Raw genomic sequence first — 16,493 nt, forward strand, 5'->3', positions numbered from 1 at the left:
CCCGGCTCGTGGTGCCCGACGACCCGCTCGGCACCGAGCTGTTCCCGCCGGAGCGGCTCGGCTGCAGCACCGAGCCGCTCCGGCGGGAGCCGCGTGGCTACCAGACCCGGACCGAGCCCCCTCGGGCGAACGCCGGGCTGGTGGCGCCCTCCGGGACCGTCGTCAGCGGCTCGGCGATCTCCGAGACCAGCGGGCCGTGCTTCGCCGCGACCGCGTCCAGCAGGGACAGGTCGAAGCCGTACACGCGGGCGGCGTTGCCGCCGGCCATCGCGGCGACCTCCTCCCGCGGGAGGCCCGCGTAGGCGATGCGGAGGCCTTCGCGGGAGAAGGGGGTGGTGCCCTCGTCGTGGGGGTAGTCGCTGCCCCACATGATCTTGTCGAGGCCGATCCGTTCCCGCAGCGGAACCTCGTGCGGCCGCATGAAGCTGGCGCCGACGAAGCAGTTGTCCCGCCAGACCTCGCTCGGGCCCTTGCCCATCGCGTCCGCCAGGCCCGCCCCGAACTTGGACTCGGCCGTCCCGGAGGCCGCGACCAGGCGGCCGTGGTAGTAGTCCAGCATCTCGATCACGCCCGGGATCCAGCCGGAGCCCTGCTCCGTGAGGACCAGCTTGAGGCCGGGGTGCCGGCGGAACGCGCCGCCGAAGATCAGGTGCCACAGGGCGCGGTGCGAGAACCAGGTTGTCTCGACCATGAAGACGGCGCGGGCCGCGGGTTCGTCGCCCAGCGGCGGGGACGCCGAGCCGCCGTGGTGGTTGACCGGCACGTCCAGCTCGTCGCAGACCGCCCAGATCGGGTCGTACGCCTCCGAGTAGAGCTCGGGGACGGTGGAGCCCGGCGGGACCCCGGGCAGCAGGATCCCGCCCGTGAGCCCGGCCTCGCGGGTGCGGCGGATCTCCGCGACCGCCGCGTCCACGTCGTTGAGCAGGATCTGCACCACGCCGGCCCGCCGCCCCGGCGCCTCGGCGCAGAAGTCGGCCAGCCAGCGGTTGTGGGCCTGGAGTCCCGCCCAGCGCATCGCGTACTCCGCGGCCGTCGGCGGCTGGGCCATCAGGGAGGCCTTGGGGAAGAACGGCGGGATCGTGTTCGGGAAGAGGACTTCCGCGACGATGCCGTCCGCCTCCAGTTCGGCGAGGCGGCGCGCCGAGTTCCAGTTGCGGTCCGCGGTGTCCGCGAGGAGGTCCTCGTACGGGTTGACGTACGTGGCGGCCCAGGCGTCGAACTCGTCGTGGTAGCGCTTCTCCAGGTACGGCTTGTAGTCCAGCAGGTCGGCGCCCGCGTGGCAGTCGGCCGAGATGACCGTGTAGCGGTCCTCCGAGGTCACGACTCCACCCCCAGCACGGGGAAGTCGTTCTCCGTCAGCCAGTGCCGGCCCACCTCGCGGGAGCGGGCCCAGGAGGCCTCCACCGACGCCTGGTCGGGCGACTGGCCCAGCTCGGCCGGCGTGGGGCCGATCCGGCGGGCGATCGGGGCGAGCCTGCCGGTGTCGAAGCCGAAGACCTCGGCCGCCGCCAGGCCGAGCATCCGGCGGGTCTCGGCCACCGGGATGTCGTGGAAGGTCTTCCTCAGCCAGTTCCGGGTGTCCGGCCAGGTGCCCTCGGGGTGCGGGAAGTCCGAGCCCCACAGGATGTTGTCGACGCCGATCTCGTAGCGCTGGGCGAGTTCGCGGCGCTTGGTGTTCGTCGCGCAGATGAAGACCTGGCGGTCGAGGTACTCGCTCGGCGGCCGCTTCAGCTCCGCGAAGGGGGAGAGCTTCTTGCCGCCGTGGGCCCCGAGGTAGAGGCGGTCCATGAACCAGAGCTGGTTGGGCAGCCACCAGCACCCCGACTCGGCCACGCCGAACTTCAGGCCCGGGTGCCGCTCGAAGACCCCTGACCACAGCAGGAACCACAGCGGGCGCGACGGCCACCAGGTGACCTCGGAGACGTAGATGCCCAGGTGGTCGCCGTACTCGTGGCGGGGCGCGGCCCCCGAGTGGGTCACGATCGGCATCGCCGTCTCGGCAGCGGCCGCCCAGACCGGGTCGTAGCGGCGGTCGTGGTAGGGCGCCTTGTCCACCCACATGGAGGGGATCATCAGCGCGCCGAGCCCGGACTCCTTGGCCCGGTGGATCTCGGCGACGACCTTGTCCGGCTCGCCGGTGATGGGGAGCAGGGCGACCCCGCAGTGGCGTTCGGGGGTCTGCGAGACGAACTCGGCGAGCCAGCGGTTGTGCGCCTGCGCGCCCGCCATGCCCAGTTCGGGGTCCTGGTCTCCGGAGAGGCCGAGGCCCACACCGAAGGGGGCCGCGGTCTGGCTGTCGACGGCGTCCGCGTCGGGGAAGACGACCTCGGCGGCCACGCCGTCGCCGTCGAGTTCCTTCAGCCGCTGCGCCGTGTCCCAGCCGCCCTTGAGTCCCTCCTCGTGGTCATGGAACCACTTCTCGGCGAAGGCCTCGTTGCGCACGCCGAGGCGGGTGGCCTCCTCGCGGCGGGCGTCGCGCTGGCTCAGGAACTCGTCGAACTGCGGGTGGAACCGGGAGTCGAGGTAGGGGCGGTACTGCTCGGTCGGCAGTCCGGCGTGGCAGTCGGAGGAGATGATCAGGTACGGGTCTTCGTACGGTGTGTCACTCACGCGAAACGCCCCTCAGTCGAGGATGAAGCTTTCCAGGTAGGCGGGGTTGGCGCGGTCGAGCATCGACTGCGACCGGGCGCGGATCTGCCGGTCGCTGTGCTCGCTGGCCGGGAGCATCCAGAAGCGGTCGGCGCGGATGCCGTCGACGACGTGCTCAGCGACCTCCTCGACGGGGGTGAAGTGCACCTCGTGCCCGGCCTGCCGCATGGCTGCCTCGTACTGGTCGAGGCTGCGGTACGGGGACTTGCGCGGCCGCTCTTTCGCGTAGCGCTCGGGCCGGTTGCGGTGCGACTCCCACAGTCCCGTGCGCAGCATGTGCGGTCCGGGGAAGAGGACGGAGGCGCCGACGGCCGCGCCCTCGGCCTTGAGGTGGGCGTAGAGGGACTCGGTCATCGTCACCACGGCCGCCTTGGTGACCGCGTACACGGAGGCGGTGGGCAGCGGGGCGATGCCGCCGTCGCCGGAGGAGGTGTTGACGACGTGGCCGGGGGCGCCGCCCTCGATCATGCGGGGGACGAAGGCCTGGATGCCGTGGAAGACGCCCCAGACGTTGACGGAGAAGGCCCACTTCCAGTCGTTGGGCTCGTGCTGCCACATCCGGCCCTCGGCGCCGGAGCCGACGCCCGCGTTGTTGCACAGCACGTGCACGGCGCCGAAGGCGTCGTACACGGCGTCGGCGAGGGAGACGACGGAGTCGCGGTCGCTGACGTCCACGGTCCGCGCGAGGACGTCCGCCCCGCCGGCCGTCAGCTCCGCGGCGGCCTTGTTCAGGGCGCCCTCCTCCACGTCGGCGAGGACCACCTTCAGGCCCTCGGCGGCGAAGCGGCGGGCCATCGCGAGGCCGATGCCGCTCGCGGCGCCGGTGACCACGGCCACCTGTCCTGGTTCGAGTCGCATCTCAGGCACCGCCTTCCGTGCTTCCCGACGGGGGTGCGTCCAGGATCTGCATCGGGTCGTCGTAGCGCTGGTGGATGTAGGGGAGCAGGGCCTGGGCGCTGACCCGTTCGACGACCCTGCCCTGCTGGTCGGTGGTCTTCTCGCCGATGGTGATCTCGACGACGCGGCGCACCGGGAGGTCGGCGACCGGGTCGTACATCGACTCGCGGAGCACCACGTCACCGGTGATGTGCTCCAGCTTGCGGACCTTCTCGTTGCGGGTGCAGTGCACGAGCACCGGGTCGACGTCGAATCCGGAGCCGTCCACCGCGGGCAGGAACTTGAAGTAGAAGTCGACCTTCTGCGTGGGCTCGGGCAGTGGCAGCTCGCGGTCGACGGCGCCGCGTACTTCCACGAAGGCGATGCCGTGCCGGGCGAGGGAGGCCCGTACGACGAGGCCGTCGCGGTCGACGGTGATCTCGCCCAGCTTCTTGGGTTCGCCGAAGACCTCGCGGCCGCCGGTCAGGGCGCGCTCCATGCTCATGGGCATGACGAGCGGGTACCAGCCCTCGACCCCGCCGTGCTGGGCGGCGACGGCCACCGAGCCGGCGCCTAGGGGGTAGCCGGGCAGGTCGACCTTGCTGATGTTGGCCCGTACGAGGGGCCGTTCGGCGGGCTTGAGCGGGGGCGGGAGGACCGCCGCCACCACGTCCGGGTCGGTCTCCCAGACGGCCACCACTCCGGTGGACCAGATGTCGGGGAGCTTGGAACTCTTCTCGCGCGACGCCGCGATCTCTGCCTCGGTTCGCGCTCCGTACCGTACGCGTGCCATGTTCACGCACCACCCTCGTCTTGAGCGGGAGTCGGTTCTGTAACACAGTTACACCGGCGCCGATGAAGGGTAAAGACCCCTGCACGCAGAGAACTGACGCTGTGCCAGTTCTTGACGATGCGACAGATTGGCGGACCGGATCCATGGCCAGAAGCGCGCTGACCCGAGACGAGGTACTGGACGCCGCCGCGTCCCTGGTCAAGCAGCACGGTCCGGCCGCCCTCACCATGCGCAAGCTGGCCGCCGAGCTGGACACCGCGGTGACCTCCATCTACTGGCACGTCGGCAACCGGGAGCAGCTGCTGGACGCCCTCGTGGAGCGCACCGTGCAGGAGATGGGCGCGATCAGGCCGACCGGCCCGGGCCCGGCCGAGCGGATCCTGTCGGTGGCCCGGATCCTGCGCCGCGAACTGCGCGCGCGACCGCACCTGATCGCGATGGTCCACGAACGCGGCCTGACGGAGCGGATGTTCCTGCCGGCGCAGCAGGCGCTGGTCCACGAGGTGCACGTCGCGGGGCTGCGCGGGGCGCGGGCGGCCGACGTGGTGCGCGCGATCCAGTTCCAGATCGTCGGTTTCCTTCTCGTGGAGCGCAATCGCGAGCGCTCCCCCGCCCAGTCCCCCGCCGAGAGCGAGCTGTGGGATCCGGCCACGGCTCCGCACGACCCCGCGCTCGCCCGCGCCCTGGCCCGCCCGGCGGATCCGGAGCGGCTGTTCCTGCTCTCCGTACAGGCCCTGACCTCGACCCTGCTGCCACCGCGCGGCTAATCGGTTTGCCGCGGCGCGCGCAACCGTGGTGGGATCGGACGCGCGGGGGCGGCTCCCCGGCGTGCATCCTTCTCACCTCTACTGAAGATCCCGCGCGCCCACTCTCCGCCCCCGCTTCGCCATGTCCGAGGGGGATCCACCAGTGTCTGCCATCGAGTCCGTCCTGCTGCGCCGGCTCGGCACCGTGTACGTCGGCCGGCCGCCGGCCGCCGCTCCGCTGCCCGGCCGCGACGGGGTCCGGCCCCTGGAGGGCGAACTCCTGGAGCGCGGCCACGCGCTGACCGCGGAGCTGCACGCGGCCCTGTCGGCACTCGCGCCGCCCGATCTCGCCGAGGAGCGGCTGCGGCTGCTCGCGCTGGTGGACGCCCGGATGGGCGCCGACCGGGTGCACAGGCCGCTCTTCCGCCGCTTCCCCTTCTCCGTGCCGCACGACACCGAGCGCTGGTACGTCGGCCGGGTCCTCGCCCTGCTGCTCCAGGATCCGGGGCAGCCGTGCGTGCTCTGCGGCGAGCACGAATCGGTCCACCCCGTCGCGCCCTGCGCCCACCTCGTGTGCCGCACCTGCTGGGACGGCGCCGACTACACCGGCTGCCCCGTCTGCAACCGCCGCGTCGACCCCGCCGACCCCTTCCTGCGCCCGGACCGGGACGTGCGTGCCACGCGGCCGCGCCGCAAGGCCGCGAACCCGCCGGCGGGCCCGCTGCGGCTGCTGCGCCTCGGCACCGATCCGGCGGGCGACTGCGGCCGCGTGGTCGCCTCGCTGCTCGCCCGGCAGACCCCGCTCTCCCCCGAGGAGCGAGGCGACCTGGCCCTGCTGATCCCCTCCGCCCCGGCCGGCCTCGGCTGGCTCCCCGAGGAGATCCCCGTACGGGAGACGAAGGCGCTGGTCCTCGGCGGGCTGCTGGGCGGGAGCCGGACCGAGGACGCGGCGCGGGCGCTGCTCGCCGCCCGGCTCACCACCGCCACCGACGTGCTGCGGCTGCTCGCGGTGGTCTCGGGCGGGGATGCGGGCCTGCTGCCGCTGCCCCGGTTCGCGAACATCGGGCGGCCGCTGCGCCGGGAACTGCTCGCGGTGCTCGACGGGTTGAACACCCAGTACCTGGTCGAGGACCTGCTGCGGCACCCCGTCGCCTGGAAGCGGGCCGCGGAGCGTCTGCACCCCTTCGAGCGGCACGCCCGGCACCCGCGGGCCGCGCTGGCCTTCGCCGTGCTGCGGGGCACCACCGTGTCGGCCGCCACCCCGTTCGGTACGGCGCTGCTGGAGACGGCCGCCGCGCACCCGGAGGCCGTCCGCGTGGACGGGGACCGGATCCGCCCCGCCACCTGGGCCGGCCGGATGGAGGAGGCCCTCGCCGACGGGGACGCGGGGACGGCCGCCGCTCTGGCCGGGGAGCGCCCGGGGGAACTCGTACGCCGCCTCGACCATCTGCTGCGCCTGCACCCGGGCGAGAAGCTCGTCCCCGAGCTGGAGAAGGCACTGGAACGCGCCCTGCCCGCCGTCGGCGCGGGCCCGCTGCTGTCCGCGCTCGGCGCGCTGCGGTCCCGAACCGAGGACCGCAGGGGCGGGCGCCGGGTGTTCTTCCCCGGCGGCCAGGTCGCCCGCGCCCAGGTGGCCCGCGAGGAGCGGGCCCCGCTGCCCGCGCCGCTCGCCGGGGAGGTCGTGGCCCGGCTGGAGGGCGAGGTGCTGCGCCGGTTCGCGGCGGCCGAGGGGGAACCGTACGAACTGGCCGTCCTCGACTCGGGGCTCGCGGACCTGACCGTGCCGTTCGGCGAGCGCACCGCCGCGAGGGCGCTGGTGGCCGTGCCCCGGGGAAGTACGCAGCTCCTGCCCGCGGGCGAGGTGCTGCGGCTGTTCCTGCACTGGACGGAGCCCGCGGGCGACATCACCGACCTGGACCTGTCCGTCGCCTTCTTCGACGCCGAGTGGCGGTTCACGGGTGTGTGCGACTACACCACCCTGCGGCACGGGCCGCGCGGGGCCGCCATCCATTCGGGCGACCTGACCTCGGCGCCCGCTCCGGACGGCGCCACGGAGTACGTGGACCTGGACCTGGCCGCGCTCGCGTCGAGCGGGGACGCGTTCGCCGTCCCGATGGTCTTCAGCTACAACAACGTGCCCTTCGACGAGCTGCCGGACGCCTTCGCCGGTTTCATGGCCCTGCCGGCGGACCGCCCGCGCGACTCCTCGTACGACCCGCGCACCGTCCGCCGGCGCTTCGACCTGGCCGGGCAGTCGCGGGTCTGCATGCCGATGGTGGTGGACCTGTCCTCGCGCCGGGCGCTGTGGGCGGACGTCCACCTGCCCCCGTCGGGCGGGTTCCAGAGCGTGGCCTCGCACGGGGACCGGCTGGGCCGCGTGGCCCGCGACGTGTGGGAGCACTTCGGCTCCGGTGTGCGTACGAGCATGTGGGACCTGGCGGTGTGGCGGGCCGCGGCACGCTCCCGCGAGGTGGCCGTCGTACGCCGGGCCGCCGATCCGGCACTGCCCGGCGAGCTGTGGCTGTACCGGGCCGGGGACGGCGAGCCGGCGGCCGCCTTCGCCGCCCGGGTCTCGGCCCTGGAGCCTCCGCAGGAGCGGCGCGCGTCGGCGGACGCCGACGCGGAGGCCGCCGAAGTGGCGGCGGGCAGGCGGGTGTTCCTGGCGACGGTGCACGCGGGTGCGGCCCCGGCGGGGGCTTCGGGGACGGCGTACCGGCTGTTCCCCGGACCTGCCGACGTCTCAGGCGAGTTCGCCCGGGCGGGCGCCGACGACCTGTTGGCGGAGCTGGGCCGGGCGGACAGCGCGGCCACGGCTGTCAGTCGGGGCCGATATCCTCTGTGACCATGCTCGCCGACCGTACGACCGCAGAGACGACGTGGCCGACCGCGTACCCCAAGGGGTACGCGGTCGTCGACGTGGAGACCACCGGGCTCGCTCGCGACGACCGGATAGTCTCCGCCGCCGTCTACCGGCTCGACGCGCAGGGCAACGTCGAGGACCACTGGTACACCCTGGTCAACCCGCAGCGCGATCCCGGGCCGGTGTGGATCCACGGTCTGACGAGCGCGATGCTCGCCGACGCCCCGCTCTTCAAGGACGTCTCCGGGGAGTTCGCGGAGCGGCTCGCGGACCGGGTGCTGGTGGCCCACAACGCCATCTTCGACTGGCAGATGATCGCCCGGGAGTACGCCCGTGCCGAGGTGACCGCCCCGGTGCGCCAGCGGCTGTGCACGATCGCCCTGTCGAAGGAGCTGAACCTCCCCCTGCCCAACCACAAGCTGGAGTCGCTGGCGGCGCACTTCGGCGTGGTCCAGCAGCGTGCCCACCACGCGCTCGACGACGCCCGGGTGCTCGCCGAGGCGTTCCGCCCTTCCCTGCACGCGGCCGCGCGCACCGGCGTACGGCTTCCGCTGCTGGAGTGCCGGCCGCTGACGGAGTGGTCGGACTCGGCCGCCACCCCGCGGGTGGGCTACCAGTCCTCGTACGGCAACAGCAGCTGGCGGCCCTCGCGCAAGCGGCCGCCGTGCCCGTACCCCAACCCGGGGCGCTACGAGGACGGCAAGCCGCTGAAACAGGGGATGCGGATCGCCTTCTCCGGCGACACGTCGGTGGAGCGGGAACTGCTGGAGGACCGGGCGGTCGAGGCGGGCCTGCACGTCGCCACGAGTGTGTCGCGGCTCACGAGCCTGCTGGTGACGAACGACCCCGACTCGGCGACCTCGAAGACGGTGAAGGCGAAGGCCTTCGGGACCCCCGTCGTCGACGAGGCGGCCTTCACCCAGCTGCTGCGGGACGTGGCGGAGGCGGAGTCCCCGGCGGACTCCTGAGCGGAGTCCGAGCGGAGTCCCGAGCGGAGTCCCGAGCGGGGGCGTTGCGCCGGGTGGGTGCAGGCGCGGCGACTCACCCCGCTGGATCTTGTTCCGGTCCTCCGCCGTGCGCAGCATTCGGCGCATGGCACGTTGTGAGGTCTGCGGAAACGATTACGGCATGTCCTTCGAAGTGCACGCGCAGGGCGCGGTGCACGTCTTCGACTGCTTCTCCTGCGCCATCCACCGCATGGCGCCCGTCTGCGAGCACTGCCGGGTCCAGATCATCGGACAGGGCGTCGAGGTCGAGGGCCAGTGGTTCTGCGGGGCGCACTGCGCCCGCGCGGAGGGGAAGGTGGGCATCGTCGACCGCGTCTGACACACCCGCACCCCCATCCCCCCGTTCTTCCTCCCGACCCCGGACGGCCACCCGGCCGCCGGGGTCTTCCGCGCTGGGGGTAACGTCGTCGGCGTGTACCGCTTTGTGCTGACCCGGCAGTGGGTGTGCCTCACCCTCGTCGCCCTCGTCCTCATCCCCGTGATGATCAAGCTCGGGTTCTGGCAGTACCACCGCCATGTGCACCGGGTCGCGCAGAACGAGCTGATCTCCGCGAACCTGGCGGCGAAGCCGGTCCCCGTGGCGGAGGTCACCTCCCCCGGGCACGAGGTCCCCCGCCCGGACGTCTGGCGGGCCGTCACAGCGACCGGCACGTACGACACCGCGCACGAGGTGGCCGTACGCATGCGGACCTCCAACGACGACAAGGTCGGCTTCCACGTCGTGACCCCGCTCGTCCTCGGCGACGGCCGGGTGGTCCTGGTCGACCGCGGCTGGGTGCCCGGCGGCGACGACCCCCGCGCCTATCCGCCGGTGCCGGCCGCCCCCTCGGGCGAGGTCACCGTCACCGGCCGGCTGAAGGCCGACGAGACGAGCGGCGGCAGCGGCATCAAGGACCGCAAGGGCCTGCCGGACCGCCAGGTGATGCTGATCAACAGCGCGCAGCAGGCGGAGTACCTGGGCCGGCCCGTGCTCGGCGGCTACATGGAGCTCACCGCTCCGGCCCCCCGGGGGGACGGCCCCGAGATCATCGCCGAACCCGACCACGACTCGATCGGGGCGCACATGGCGTACGCGGTGCAGTGGTGGCTGTTCGCCTCCGCGGTGCCGGTGGGCTGGCTGGTGCTCGTACGGCGGGAGAAGCGCGACCGCGAGGAGGAGGCGGCCAAGGCGGCGGCCGTGGAGGCCGAGCCCGCGACCGCGTAGCGTGTCGGCATGGATCTTGGACTGAAAGACCGTGTCTACGTAGTCACCGGCGCGACCCGCGGCCTCGGTTTCGCCTCCGCCCGCGAACTGGTCGCCGACGGCGCGAAGGTCGTCCTGACGGGCCGGGACGCGAAGCGGGCGGCCGACGCCGCGGCCGAACTGGGCCCCGACGCGGTCGGCGTGGCCGCCGACAACGCCGACCCCGGGGCGCCCGGCCGGCTCATCGCCGCAGCCCGCGAGCACTTCGGCCGCTTCGACGGGATCCTCGTCAGCGTCGGCGGCCCGCCGCCCGGCCTCGCCGCCGACAACACCGACGAGCAGTGGTCGGCCGCCTTCGACGCGGTCTTCCTGGGGGCGGTCCGCCTCGCCCGCGCGGCCGCCGCCGAGCTCGGAGAGGGCGGGGTCATCGGCTTCGTCCTGTCCGGTTCGGTGCACGAGCCGATCCCCGGGCTGACCATCTCCAACGGCCTGCGGCCGGGCCTGGCGGGCTTCGCCAAGTCCCTGTCAGCGGATCTGGGCCCGCGCGGGATCCGCGTCGTCGGCCTGCTCCCGGCCCGGATCGACACCGACCGGGTGCGCGAGCTCGACGCGCTGTCCGGCGACGCGCAGGCGGCCCGCGCCGGGAACGAGGCCCGGATCCCGCTGCGCCGGTACGGGACCGCTGAGGAGTTCGGCCGCACGGCCGCGTTCCTGCTCTCCCCCGCCGCCTCGTACCTGACGGGTGTGATGCTCCCGGTGGACGGCGGCGCCCGGCACGGCTTCTGACCCGTCGGCCCCCGGGCCGGTTCCCCGGGGGCTACACCACCCGCTGCGCCCGGTGGGAGGTCACCTTGAGGCGGGCCTCCGCCGGGAGTCCGGGGAGGGCCGCCGAGGTACGGGCGTGGGTGAGGACCGGGCCCGCGAGGGCCGACAGCGTGTCCGCGGGCACGGCGTGGGGTTCCAGTTCGATGGCGACCCGCAGGGCGGGCGACCCGCGCCGGCCCCGCAGCGAGGCCTTGCAGCGGGCCACGCCGTCGAGGGCGCCGGCCTCCGCGGCGACGGCCTCCTCCAGGGCGCGCCCCCGCAGCACGGCGAAGGCCCCGTCCCCGGTGTCGACCTCGACGGCCGCCAGCCGTGCCCGCCGCAGCTGGGACAGCAGCCACCACAGCGCCAGCAGGACGCACACCGCGAGACCGGCGGCCACCGCCCACCACCACCAGCCCTCGGCGTGTCCGTACCGGGCCCGGTCCTGCGCGGTGAGCAGCGGGGCGTGCCGGCCGTGCAGCGGCCGTACGCCGGTGAGCAGGACGGCCCCCGCGGCCAGCAGGACCGCTCCGGCCACCGCCAGCAGGATCCGGTTCACCTTCCCGAGCATCTCCCGCTCACCTCCTGACCCGTACGCGCGGGCTCGGCGGGTGCGCGAGGCCCAGTTCGCCGATGGCGACGGCGAGCACCTCGTCCAGGTCGGCCCGTACGTCGTCCAGCTCGCGGAAGTGCGAGGTGGCCCGCACCACGGCGTGGGAGCGGCCGACCTTGACCCGTACCGACCGCACCCCGGGGACCTCCATGGCCCGGTCGCGCAGCACCTGCGCGGCGTCCCTGCGGCCGAGCCCGGCCCGCACCCCGGCGGTCTCGCCGGGGGTGTGCATCGGCAGGATCCGCCGCAGGCCGGGGGTGCACGCGAGGAACAGGAGCAGCGCCCCGGCCACGGCGAGGGCCGCGCCGGTCAGCTGGACGGCCAGGTCCGCGGGGGTGAGCCGGCCGAGGCGGACGGCGAGCTCGTGGCGCCAGCGCATGCCGGGGCGGTGGGTCCGTACGGCGGCCAGGTCGTAGAGGAAGAGGGCCGCGACCCCGAGCACGACGAGCGCGGTGAGGGCGGCCGGGATGCGCCGGGCGGACCGGAACCGGGGGGCCGGGGCGGTCACCGCAGCCGCCGGTCGCGCCCGGCGGCGAGCCGGGTCTGCGTGGAGTGCAGGTGCTCGATGTCGATGTCGACCTCGGGGACGGACATCTCCGCGCACTCCTCGACGCGCCGGGTGACCCGGCGCCGTACGGCCGCGCACTGGGCCGCGAGGTCGCCGGGGTAGTCGAGCTCCAGGCTGACCCGGACCCGGGCGATGTCGTGGTGCACGGTGACGGTGGCGTGCGGAGGTGCGCCCGAGGGGGCCGGGAGCGCCTCCCGGGCGGCCTGCGCGGCGATCTTGGCGACGACCCCGTCCGCGATCCGGAGGGATCCCCGGTCGGCGGGGGCCACCCGGGACGGGGTGGCCCGGGCCTGAGCGCCCGGCGGCCTGGCGGCCGTACCGCTCGGCGGCTCACTCATGGGCGCCTCACCCGCGCCGGTCGTCGCGGCGGCGGAACAGGTCCCCGGGCTCCAGGTCCCCGTCGAGGAAGCGCCCGGCGACGAAACCGACCGCGCCGAGGGCCGCCACCAGCAGGAAGGCTCCGAAACCGCCGAAGTATCCGGCGAACCCCAGGGCCATGCCGGCGAACAGGCCGGCGACCGCCATCGTCATTACGGCTCCTCTCGGCTACTGGAGACGGCTCTCGGGCTCCTCGTCGGGCTCGTCGGGCAGTTTGACGTCGCTGACGGCGATGTTGACCTCGACCACCTCCAGCCCGGTCATCCGCTCGACCGCCGAGATGACGTTCTCACGGACCTCCCGGGCGACCTGGCGGATCGCCACGCCGTAGTCGACGACGATCTCCAGGTCGAGGGCGGTCTGGACCTCGCCGACCTCCGCCTTGACCCCGCGGCTGACGGCGGCCTTGGCCCCGCCGGGGACGCGTTCGCGGACCGCGCCGAACGTGCGGGACAGGCCGCTGCCGCTGCCGAGGGCGTGCACGCCGGGCACCTCGCGGGCGGCCAGCCCGGCGATCTTCTCGACCACTCCGTCGGCGATGGTCGTACGGCCCCGCTCGCCGGGTTCCTTGCCGGAGCTGCCTGATGCGGATTCGGTCATCGCATCTCCCTGGGAATGAGGTGCCTCGAAGGAACGACTCCCGACCACCGTAAGCGCGCGGCCCGGACGGCGCCCCCAGGGCCGCGCACCCGGATGAATCCCGTCCGGGTGCGCGCGGACGGCACGGGGGCCGGGGCGACTCCGGGCGGCGGCGTCAGTCCGAGAGGCCCGCCAGGTCGCGCAGGCGGCGGGCCTGGGCGGCGCGCTCGGCGGTGCGCTGGTCGTCGTACGGGCGTGACTGTGCGTCCCGCAGCAGGGCCTTGGTCTCGATGACGGCGTCCCGCGGCGGGGCGAGCAGGGCCGTGGCGAGGTCCTGGACGGCGGCGTCGAGCTCGTCCGCGGGGACCACGAGGTTGGCGAGGCCGACCCGCTCCGCCTCCTCGGCGTGGACGAAGCGGCCCGTGGCGCAGATTTCGAGCGCACGGGCGTAGCCGACCAGCGAGGTCAGCGGCTGGGTGCCGGCGAGGTCGGGGACCAGGCCCAGGCTGGTCTCGCGCATGGCGAACTGCACGTCGTCCGCGACCACGCGCAGGTCGCACGCGAGCGCGAGCTGGAAGCCGGCGCCGATCGCATGCCCCTGTACGGCGGCGACGGAGACGATGTCATTGCGGCGCCACCAGGTGAACGCCTCCTGGTACTCGGCGATGGTGGAGTCGAGCAGTTCGTCCGAACCACGTGCCAGATCGATGAAGGACGGCTCGCCCTCGAAACCTTCGGGGGTGAAGGCCTGACGGTCGAGTCCGGCGGAGAAGGACTTGCCCTCGCCGCGCAGCACGACGACCCGGACAGTGCCCGGCAACAACCGTCCGGCCTCCGCCAAAGCCCGCCAGAGCGCGGGGGATTGGGCATTTCGCTTGGCCGGATTGGTCAGTGTCACCGTGGCGAGGGTGTCGTCGACGGTGAGTCGTACGCCGTCCTTGTCGAGCAGAGCCATCCGAATGCCTCCGATGTGCGGTCGGCCGCGTTCCCGGCCTAAGTGACTGCACAGTAACCACCCAGTCGGTCACAAGGCCGACCGGGGGTCACCGAAGGTACATCCGGACCGTTGGAACCATTGGAACTGCCGGAGCTACCGGAACTGCTTCGAACCGATGGGACCGGGGTCAGGTCAGGCCGTAGCCGCCTTCTTGCCGCGCGTCGCGCCACCGCGGCCGCGCAGCGATACCCCGGACTCGCTGAGCATCCGGTGGACGAATCCGTAGGACCGGCCGGTCTCTTCGGCCAGCGCCCGGATACTCGCACCGGAGTCGTACTTCTTCTTCAGGTCTGCCGCGAGCTTGTCGCGCGCGGCGCCGGTCACCCGGCTGCCCTTCTTCAGAGTCTCGGCCACCCGTGCCTCCTCATGGGAAGTGCGCTCTGGACTTCTCATGATCACCCCTCCCCGGCTTCCTGGCCACCCATTCCGCAAGGTCGGTACGACGGCATTCCCCGAGGGGTGGACACCCGAGCAGAACGGAATCTCCCCCTCCGGCGCATGACTTCCGTCACACTTCTTCGCCCTCACCGGGAATCTCCAGGTCAGGGGCGCGGCGCCGGAAGACCGACGGCCCCGGTCACACACCTTGCCGGGTGCGACCGGGGCCGTCGTACGTCGTAGGCCGGTACCAGACCGTCTCACTCAGATGATGGATCACCTCTGAGCCGAATGATCCATAAGGAACTGGATCAGACCGCGTGGACGGGGTGGGAGCCCGCCCGAGGTCAGGCCAGGGCCACCAGGTCCCGGTAGTCCGGGCCCCACAGGTCCTCGACGCCGTCCGGGAGCAGGATGATCCGCTCCGGCTCCAGCGCCTCGACGGCGCCCTCGTCGTGCGTGACGAGGATGACCGCGCCCTTGTAGGTGCGCAGCGCGCCCAGGATCTCCTCGCGGCTGGCCGGGTCGAGGTTGTTGGTGGGCTCGTCGAGCAGCAGCACGTTCGCCGAGGAGACGACCAGGGTGGCCAGGGCCAGACGGGTCTTCTCGCCGCCGGAGAGCACGCCCGCGGGCTTGTCCACGTCGTCGCCGGAGAAGAGGAAGGAGCCGAGAGTCTTGCGGACGTCGACCAGGTCCAGGTCGGGCGCCGCGGAGCGCATGTTCTCCAGGACCGTGCGCTCCGGGTCGAGGGTCTCGTGCTCCTGGGCGTAGTAGCCGAGCTTGAGGCCGTGTCCCGGGGTGACCTCGCCGGTGTCGGGCTTCTCGGCGCCCGCGAGGAGCCGCAGCAGCGTGGTCTTGCCGGCGCCGTTGAGGCCCAGGATCACGACGCGGGAACCCTTGTCGATGGCCAGGTCGACGTCGGTGAAGATCTCCAGGGAGCCGTACGACTTCGACAGGCCCTCGGCCGTCAGCGGGGTCTTCCCGCAGGGTGCCGGGTCCGGGAAGCGCAGCTTGGCGACCTTGTCGGAGACGCGCACGGCCTCCAGGCCGGACAGCAGGCGCTCGGCGCGCTTGGCCATGTTCTGCGCGGCCACGGTCTTGGTCGCCTTGGCGCGCATCTTGTCGGCCTGCGAGTTCAGGGCCGCGGCCTTCTTCTCCGCGTTCTGGCGCTCGCGCTTGCGGCGCTTCTCGTCGGCCTCGCGCTGCTGCTGGTAGAGCTTCCAGCCCATGTTGTAGATGTCGATGACCGAGCGGTTGGCGTCGAGGTAGAAGACCTTGTTGACGACGGTCTCGACGAGGTCGACGTCGTGGGAGATCACGACGAAGCCGCCGCGGTAGTTCTTGAGGTAGTCGCGCAGCCAGACGATGGAGTCGGCGTCGAGGTGGTTCGTGGGCTCGTCCAGGAGCAGGGTGTCGGCGTCCGAGAAGAGGATCCGGGCGAGCTCGACGCGGCGGCGCTGGCCTCCGGAGAGGGTGTGCAGCGGCTGGCCGAGGACCCGGTCCGGGAGGCTGAGGGCGGCCGAGATGGTCGCGGCCTCGGACTCGGCGGCGTACCCGCCCTTGGTGAGGAACTCGGTCTCCTGGCGCTCGTACTGCTTGAGCGCCTTCTCGCGGGTGGCGCCGGAGCCGGTGGCGATGCGCTCCTCGTTCATGCGCATCTTCTTGATCAGTACGTCGAGACCGCGCGCGGACAGGATCCGGTCGCGGGCCAGGACGTCGAGGTCACCGGTGCGGGGGTCCTGCGGGAGGTAGCCGACCTCACCCGACCGGGTGATGGAGCCGCCGGCGGGCTGCCCCTCGCCCGCGAGGCACTTGGTGAGGGTGGTCTTACCCGCTCCGTTGCGGCCGACCAGGCCGATGCGGTCGCCCTTGGCGATGCGGAAGGAAGCGGACTCGATGAGGACGCGGGCGCCGGCGCGCAGCTCGATGCCGGTGGCGGTGATCACGGAAATACTCCAGGGCGGGTCGGGACGGCGGAAGGGGGGCAGGACGCGATGCTTCGACGCCGCTAATCCGCGAGGAGATTTGCCATGGGAGTCATTCTACCGGGGGTGTGCAACTG

Annotated in this window: 18 protein-coding genes; 6 read left to right on the forward strand and 12 right to left on the reverse strand. The window is 73.1% G+C overall.

The window, feature by feature from the left end; translation table 11 throughout:
- Nucleotides 1-97 precede the first annotated feature (97 nt).
- The 4 genes from ACZ6Y1_RS32380 to ACZ6Y1_RS32395 are packed head-to-tail and all read right to left on the reverse strand — an operon-like array spanning nucleotide 98 to nucleotide 4,318.
- Nucleotides 98-1,321: an amidohydrolase family protein gene (locus ACZ6Y1_RS32380; protein WP_469638246.1), complete on the reverse strand. Its 1,224-nt coding sequence runs from the start codon at nucleotides 1,319-1,321 to the stop codon at nucleotides 98-100.
- Complete coding sequence (locus ACZ6Y1_RS32385; protein WP_469638249.1) at nucleotides 1,318-2,610, reverse strand: amidohydrolase family protein; 1,293 nt, start codon at nucleotides 2,608-2,610, stop codon at nucleotides 1,318-1,320. Before ACZ6Y1_RS32385 ends, ACZ6Y1_RS32380 begins: the two co-directional genes overlap by 4 nt.
- Before the next feature lie 12 nt (nucleotides 2,611-2,622).
- Nucleotides 2,623-3,507 (reverse strand): SDR family NAD(P)-dependent oxidoreductase, encoded by an 885-nt coding sequence (locus ACZ6Y1_RS32390; RefSeq protein ID WP_469638253.1) that lies wholly within the window; start codon nucleotides 3,505-3,507, stop codon nucleotides 2,623-2,625.
- A 1-nt stretch (nucleotide 3,508) separates the two neighbouring features.
- Complete coding sequence (locus ACZ6Y1_RS32395) at nucleotides 3,509-4,318, reverse strand: acetoacetate decarboxylase family protein (protein ID WP_469638256.1); 810 nt, start codon at nucleotides 4,316-4,318, stop codon at nucleotides 3,509-3,511.
- A gap of 143 nt (nucleotides 4,319-4,461) precedes the next feature.
- Here ACZ6Y1_RS32395 and ACZ6Y1_RS32400 point away from each other — a divergent pair, with 143 nt between their 5' ends.
- From ACZ6Y1_RS32400 to ACZ6Y1_RS32425, 6 genes are all read left to right on the forward strand, one after another.
- Complete coding sequence (locus tag ACZ6Y1_RS32400) at nucleotides 4,462-5,085, forward strand: TetR/AcrR family transcriptional regulator (RefSeq protein ID WP_469638258.1); 624 nt, start codon at nucleotides 4,462-4,464, stop codon at nucleotides 5,083-5,085.
- A 142-nt stretch (nucleotides 5,086-5,227) separates the two neighbouring features.
- Nucleotides 5,228-7,906: an MXAN_6230/SCO0854 family RING domain-containing protein gene (locus ACZ6Y1_RS32405; protein WP_469638261.1), complete on the forward strand. Its 2,679-nt coding sequence runs from the start codon at nucleotides 5,228-5,230 to the stop codon at nucleotides 7,904-7,906.
- The gene (locus ACZ6Y1_RS32410; RefSeq protein WP_469638264.1) at nucleotides 7,903-8,892 is read left to right on the forward strand and encodes a DEDDh family exonuclease; all 990 of its coding nucleotides are present in this window, start codon (nucleotides 7,903-7,905) and stop codon (nucleotides 8,890-8,892) included. The genes ACZ6Y1_RS32405 and ACZ6Y1_RS32410 overlap by 4 nt, the downstream gene beginning before the upstream one ends.
- Before the next feature lie 124 nt (nucleotides 8,893-9,016).
- The gene (locus ACZ6Y1_RS32415; protein WP_215139859.1) at nucleotides 9,017-9,250 is read left to right on the forward strand and encodes a hypothetical protein; all 234 of its coding nucleotides are present in this window, start codon (nucleotides 9,017-9,019) and stop codon (nucleotides 9,248-9,250) included.
- A 93-nt stretch (nucleotides 9,251-9,343) separates the two neighbouring features.
- On the forward strand, nucleotides 9,344-10,135 hold the full coding sequence (locus ACZ6Y1_RS32420; protein WP_469638267.1) for an SURF1 family cytochrome oxidase biogenesis protein: 792 nt from the start codon (nucleotides 9,344-9,346) through the stop codon (nucleotides 10,133-10,135).
- Nucleotides 10,136-10,144: 9 nt separating this feature from the next.
- Nucleotides 10,145-10,900, forward strand: coding sequence for an SDR family oxidoreductase (locus ACZ6Y1_RS32425; protein WP_469638270.1), 756 nt, complete (start codon nucleotides 10,145-10,147; stop codon nucleotides 10,898-10,900).
- A gap of 31 nt (nucleotides 10,901-10,931) precedes the next feature.
- Here the strand turns inward: ACZ6Y1_RS32425 and amaP are convergent, their stop codons facing one another.
- From amaP to ACZ6Y1_RS32465, 8 genes are all read right to left on the reverse strand, one after another.
- On the reverse strand, nucleotides 10,932-11,489 hold the full coding sequence (gene amaP, locus ACZ6Y1_RS32430; RefSeq protein WP_469638273.1) for an alkaline shock response membrane anchor protein AmaP: 558 nt from the start codon (nucleotides 11,487-11,489) through the stop codon (nucleotides 10,932-10,934).
- A 7-nt stretch (nucleotides 11,490-11,496) separates the two neighbouring features.
- Nucleotides 11,497-12,039, reverse strand: a complete 543-nt coding sequence (locus tag ACZ6Y1_RS32435) for a DUF6286 domain-containing protein (protein WP_469638276.1) — start codon at nucleotides 12,037-12,039, stop codon at nucleotides 11,497-11,499.
- Complete coding sequence (locus tag ACZ6Y1_RS32440; RefSeq protein WP_469638279.1) at nucleotides 12,036-12,437, reverse strand: hypothetical protein; 402 nt, start codon at nucleotides 12,435-12,437, stop codon at nucleotides 12,036-12,038. Before ACZ6Y1_RS32440 ends, ACZ6Y1_RS32435 begins: the two co-directional genes overlap by 4 nt.
- 7 nt (nucleotides 12,438-12,444) lie before the next feature.
- Nucleotides 12,445-12,630 (reverse strand): hypothetical protein, encoded by a 186-nt coding sequence (locus tag ACZ6Y1_RS32445; RefSeq protein ID WP_469638282.1) that lies wholly within the window; start codon nucleotides 12,628-12,630, stop codon nucleotides 12,445-12,447.
- A 15-nt stretch (nucleotides 12,631-12,645) separates the two neighbouring features.
- Nucleotides 12,646-13,077, reverse strand: coding sequence for an Asp23/Gls24 family envelope stress response protein (locus ACZ6Y1_RS32450; RefSeq protein WP_469638285.1), 432 nt, complete (start codon nucleotides 13,075-13,077; stop codon nucleotides 12,646-12,648).
- A 154-nt stretch (nucleotides 13,078-13,231) separates the two neighbouring features.
- Nucleotides 13,232-14,011 carry an enoyl-CoA hydratase/isomerase family protein gene (locus ACZ6Y1_RS32455; RefSeq protein ID WP_469638288.1) on the reverse strand — a complete coding sequence of 260 codons (780 nt, stop codon included), beginning with the start codon at nucleotides 14,009-14,011 and terminating at the stop codon, nucleotides 13,232-13,234.
- A gap of 174 nt (nucleotides 14,012-14,185) precedes the next feature.
- Nucleotides 14,186-14,407 carry a helix-turn-helix domain-containing protein gene (locus tag ACZ6Y1_RS32460; protein WP_030010789.1) on the reverse strand — a complete coding sequence of 74 codons (222 nt, stop codon included), beginning with the start codon at nucleotides 14,405-14,407 and terminating at the stop codon, nucleotides 14,186-14,188.
- Nucleotides 14,408-14,778: 371 nt separating this feature from the next.
- Entirely contained in the window at nucleotides 14,779-16,377 is a 1,599-nt protein-coding gene (locus tag ACZ6Y1_RS32465; protein WP_469638291.1) for an ABC-F family ATP-binding cassette domain-containing protein, read from the reverse strand.
- Nucleotides 16,378-16,493 lie beyond the last annotated feature (116 nt).

The organism is Streptomyces sp. NPDC053432, from assembly GCF_055585365.1.

Coding starts and splice junctions, on each gene's coding strand:
- ACZ6Y1_RS32390 (WP_469638253.1), bottom strand. CDS start 3,507: ATGCGACTCGAACCAGGACAGGTGGCCGTGGTCACCGGCGCCGCGAGC.
- ACZ6Y1_RS32395 (WP_469638256.1), bottom strand. CDS start 4,318: ATGGCACGCGTACGGTACGGAGCGCGAACCGAGGCAGAGATCGCGGCG.
- ACZ6Y1_RS32400 (WP_469638258.1), top strand. CDS start 4,462: ATGGCCAGAAGCGCGCTGACCCGAGACGAGGTACTGGACGCCGCCGCG.
- ACZ6Y1_RS32415 (WP_215139859.1), top strand. CDS start 9,017: ATGGCACGTTGTGAGGTCTGCGGAAACGATTACGGCATGTCCTTCGAA.
- ACZ6Y1_RS32425 (WP_469638270.1), top strand. CDS start 10,145: ATGGATCTTGGACTGAAAGACCGTGTCTACGTAGTCACCGGCGCGACC.
- amaP (WP_469638273.1), bottom strand. CDS start 11,489: ATGCTCGGGAAGGTGAACCGGATCCTGCTGGCGGTGGCCGGAGCGGTC.
- ACZ6Y1_RS32440 (WP_469638279.1), bottom strand. CDS start 12,437: ATGAGTGAGCCGCCGAGCGGTACGGCCGCCAGGCCGCCGGGCGCTCAG.
- ACZ6Y1_RS32445 (WP_469638282.1), bottom strand. CDS start 12,630: ATGACGATGGCGGTCGCCGGCCTGTTCGCCGGCATGGCCCTGGGGTTC.
- ACZ6Y1_RS32450 (WP_469638285.1), bottom strand. CDS start 13,077: ATGACCGAATCCGCATCAGGCAGCTCCGGCAAGGAACCCGGCGAGCGG.
- ACZ6Y1_RS32455 (WP_469638288.1), bottom strand. CDS start 14,011: ATGGCTCTGCTCGACAAGGACGGCGTACGACTCACCGTCGACGACACC.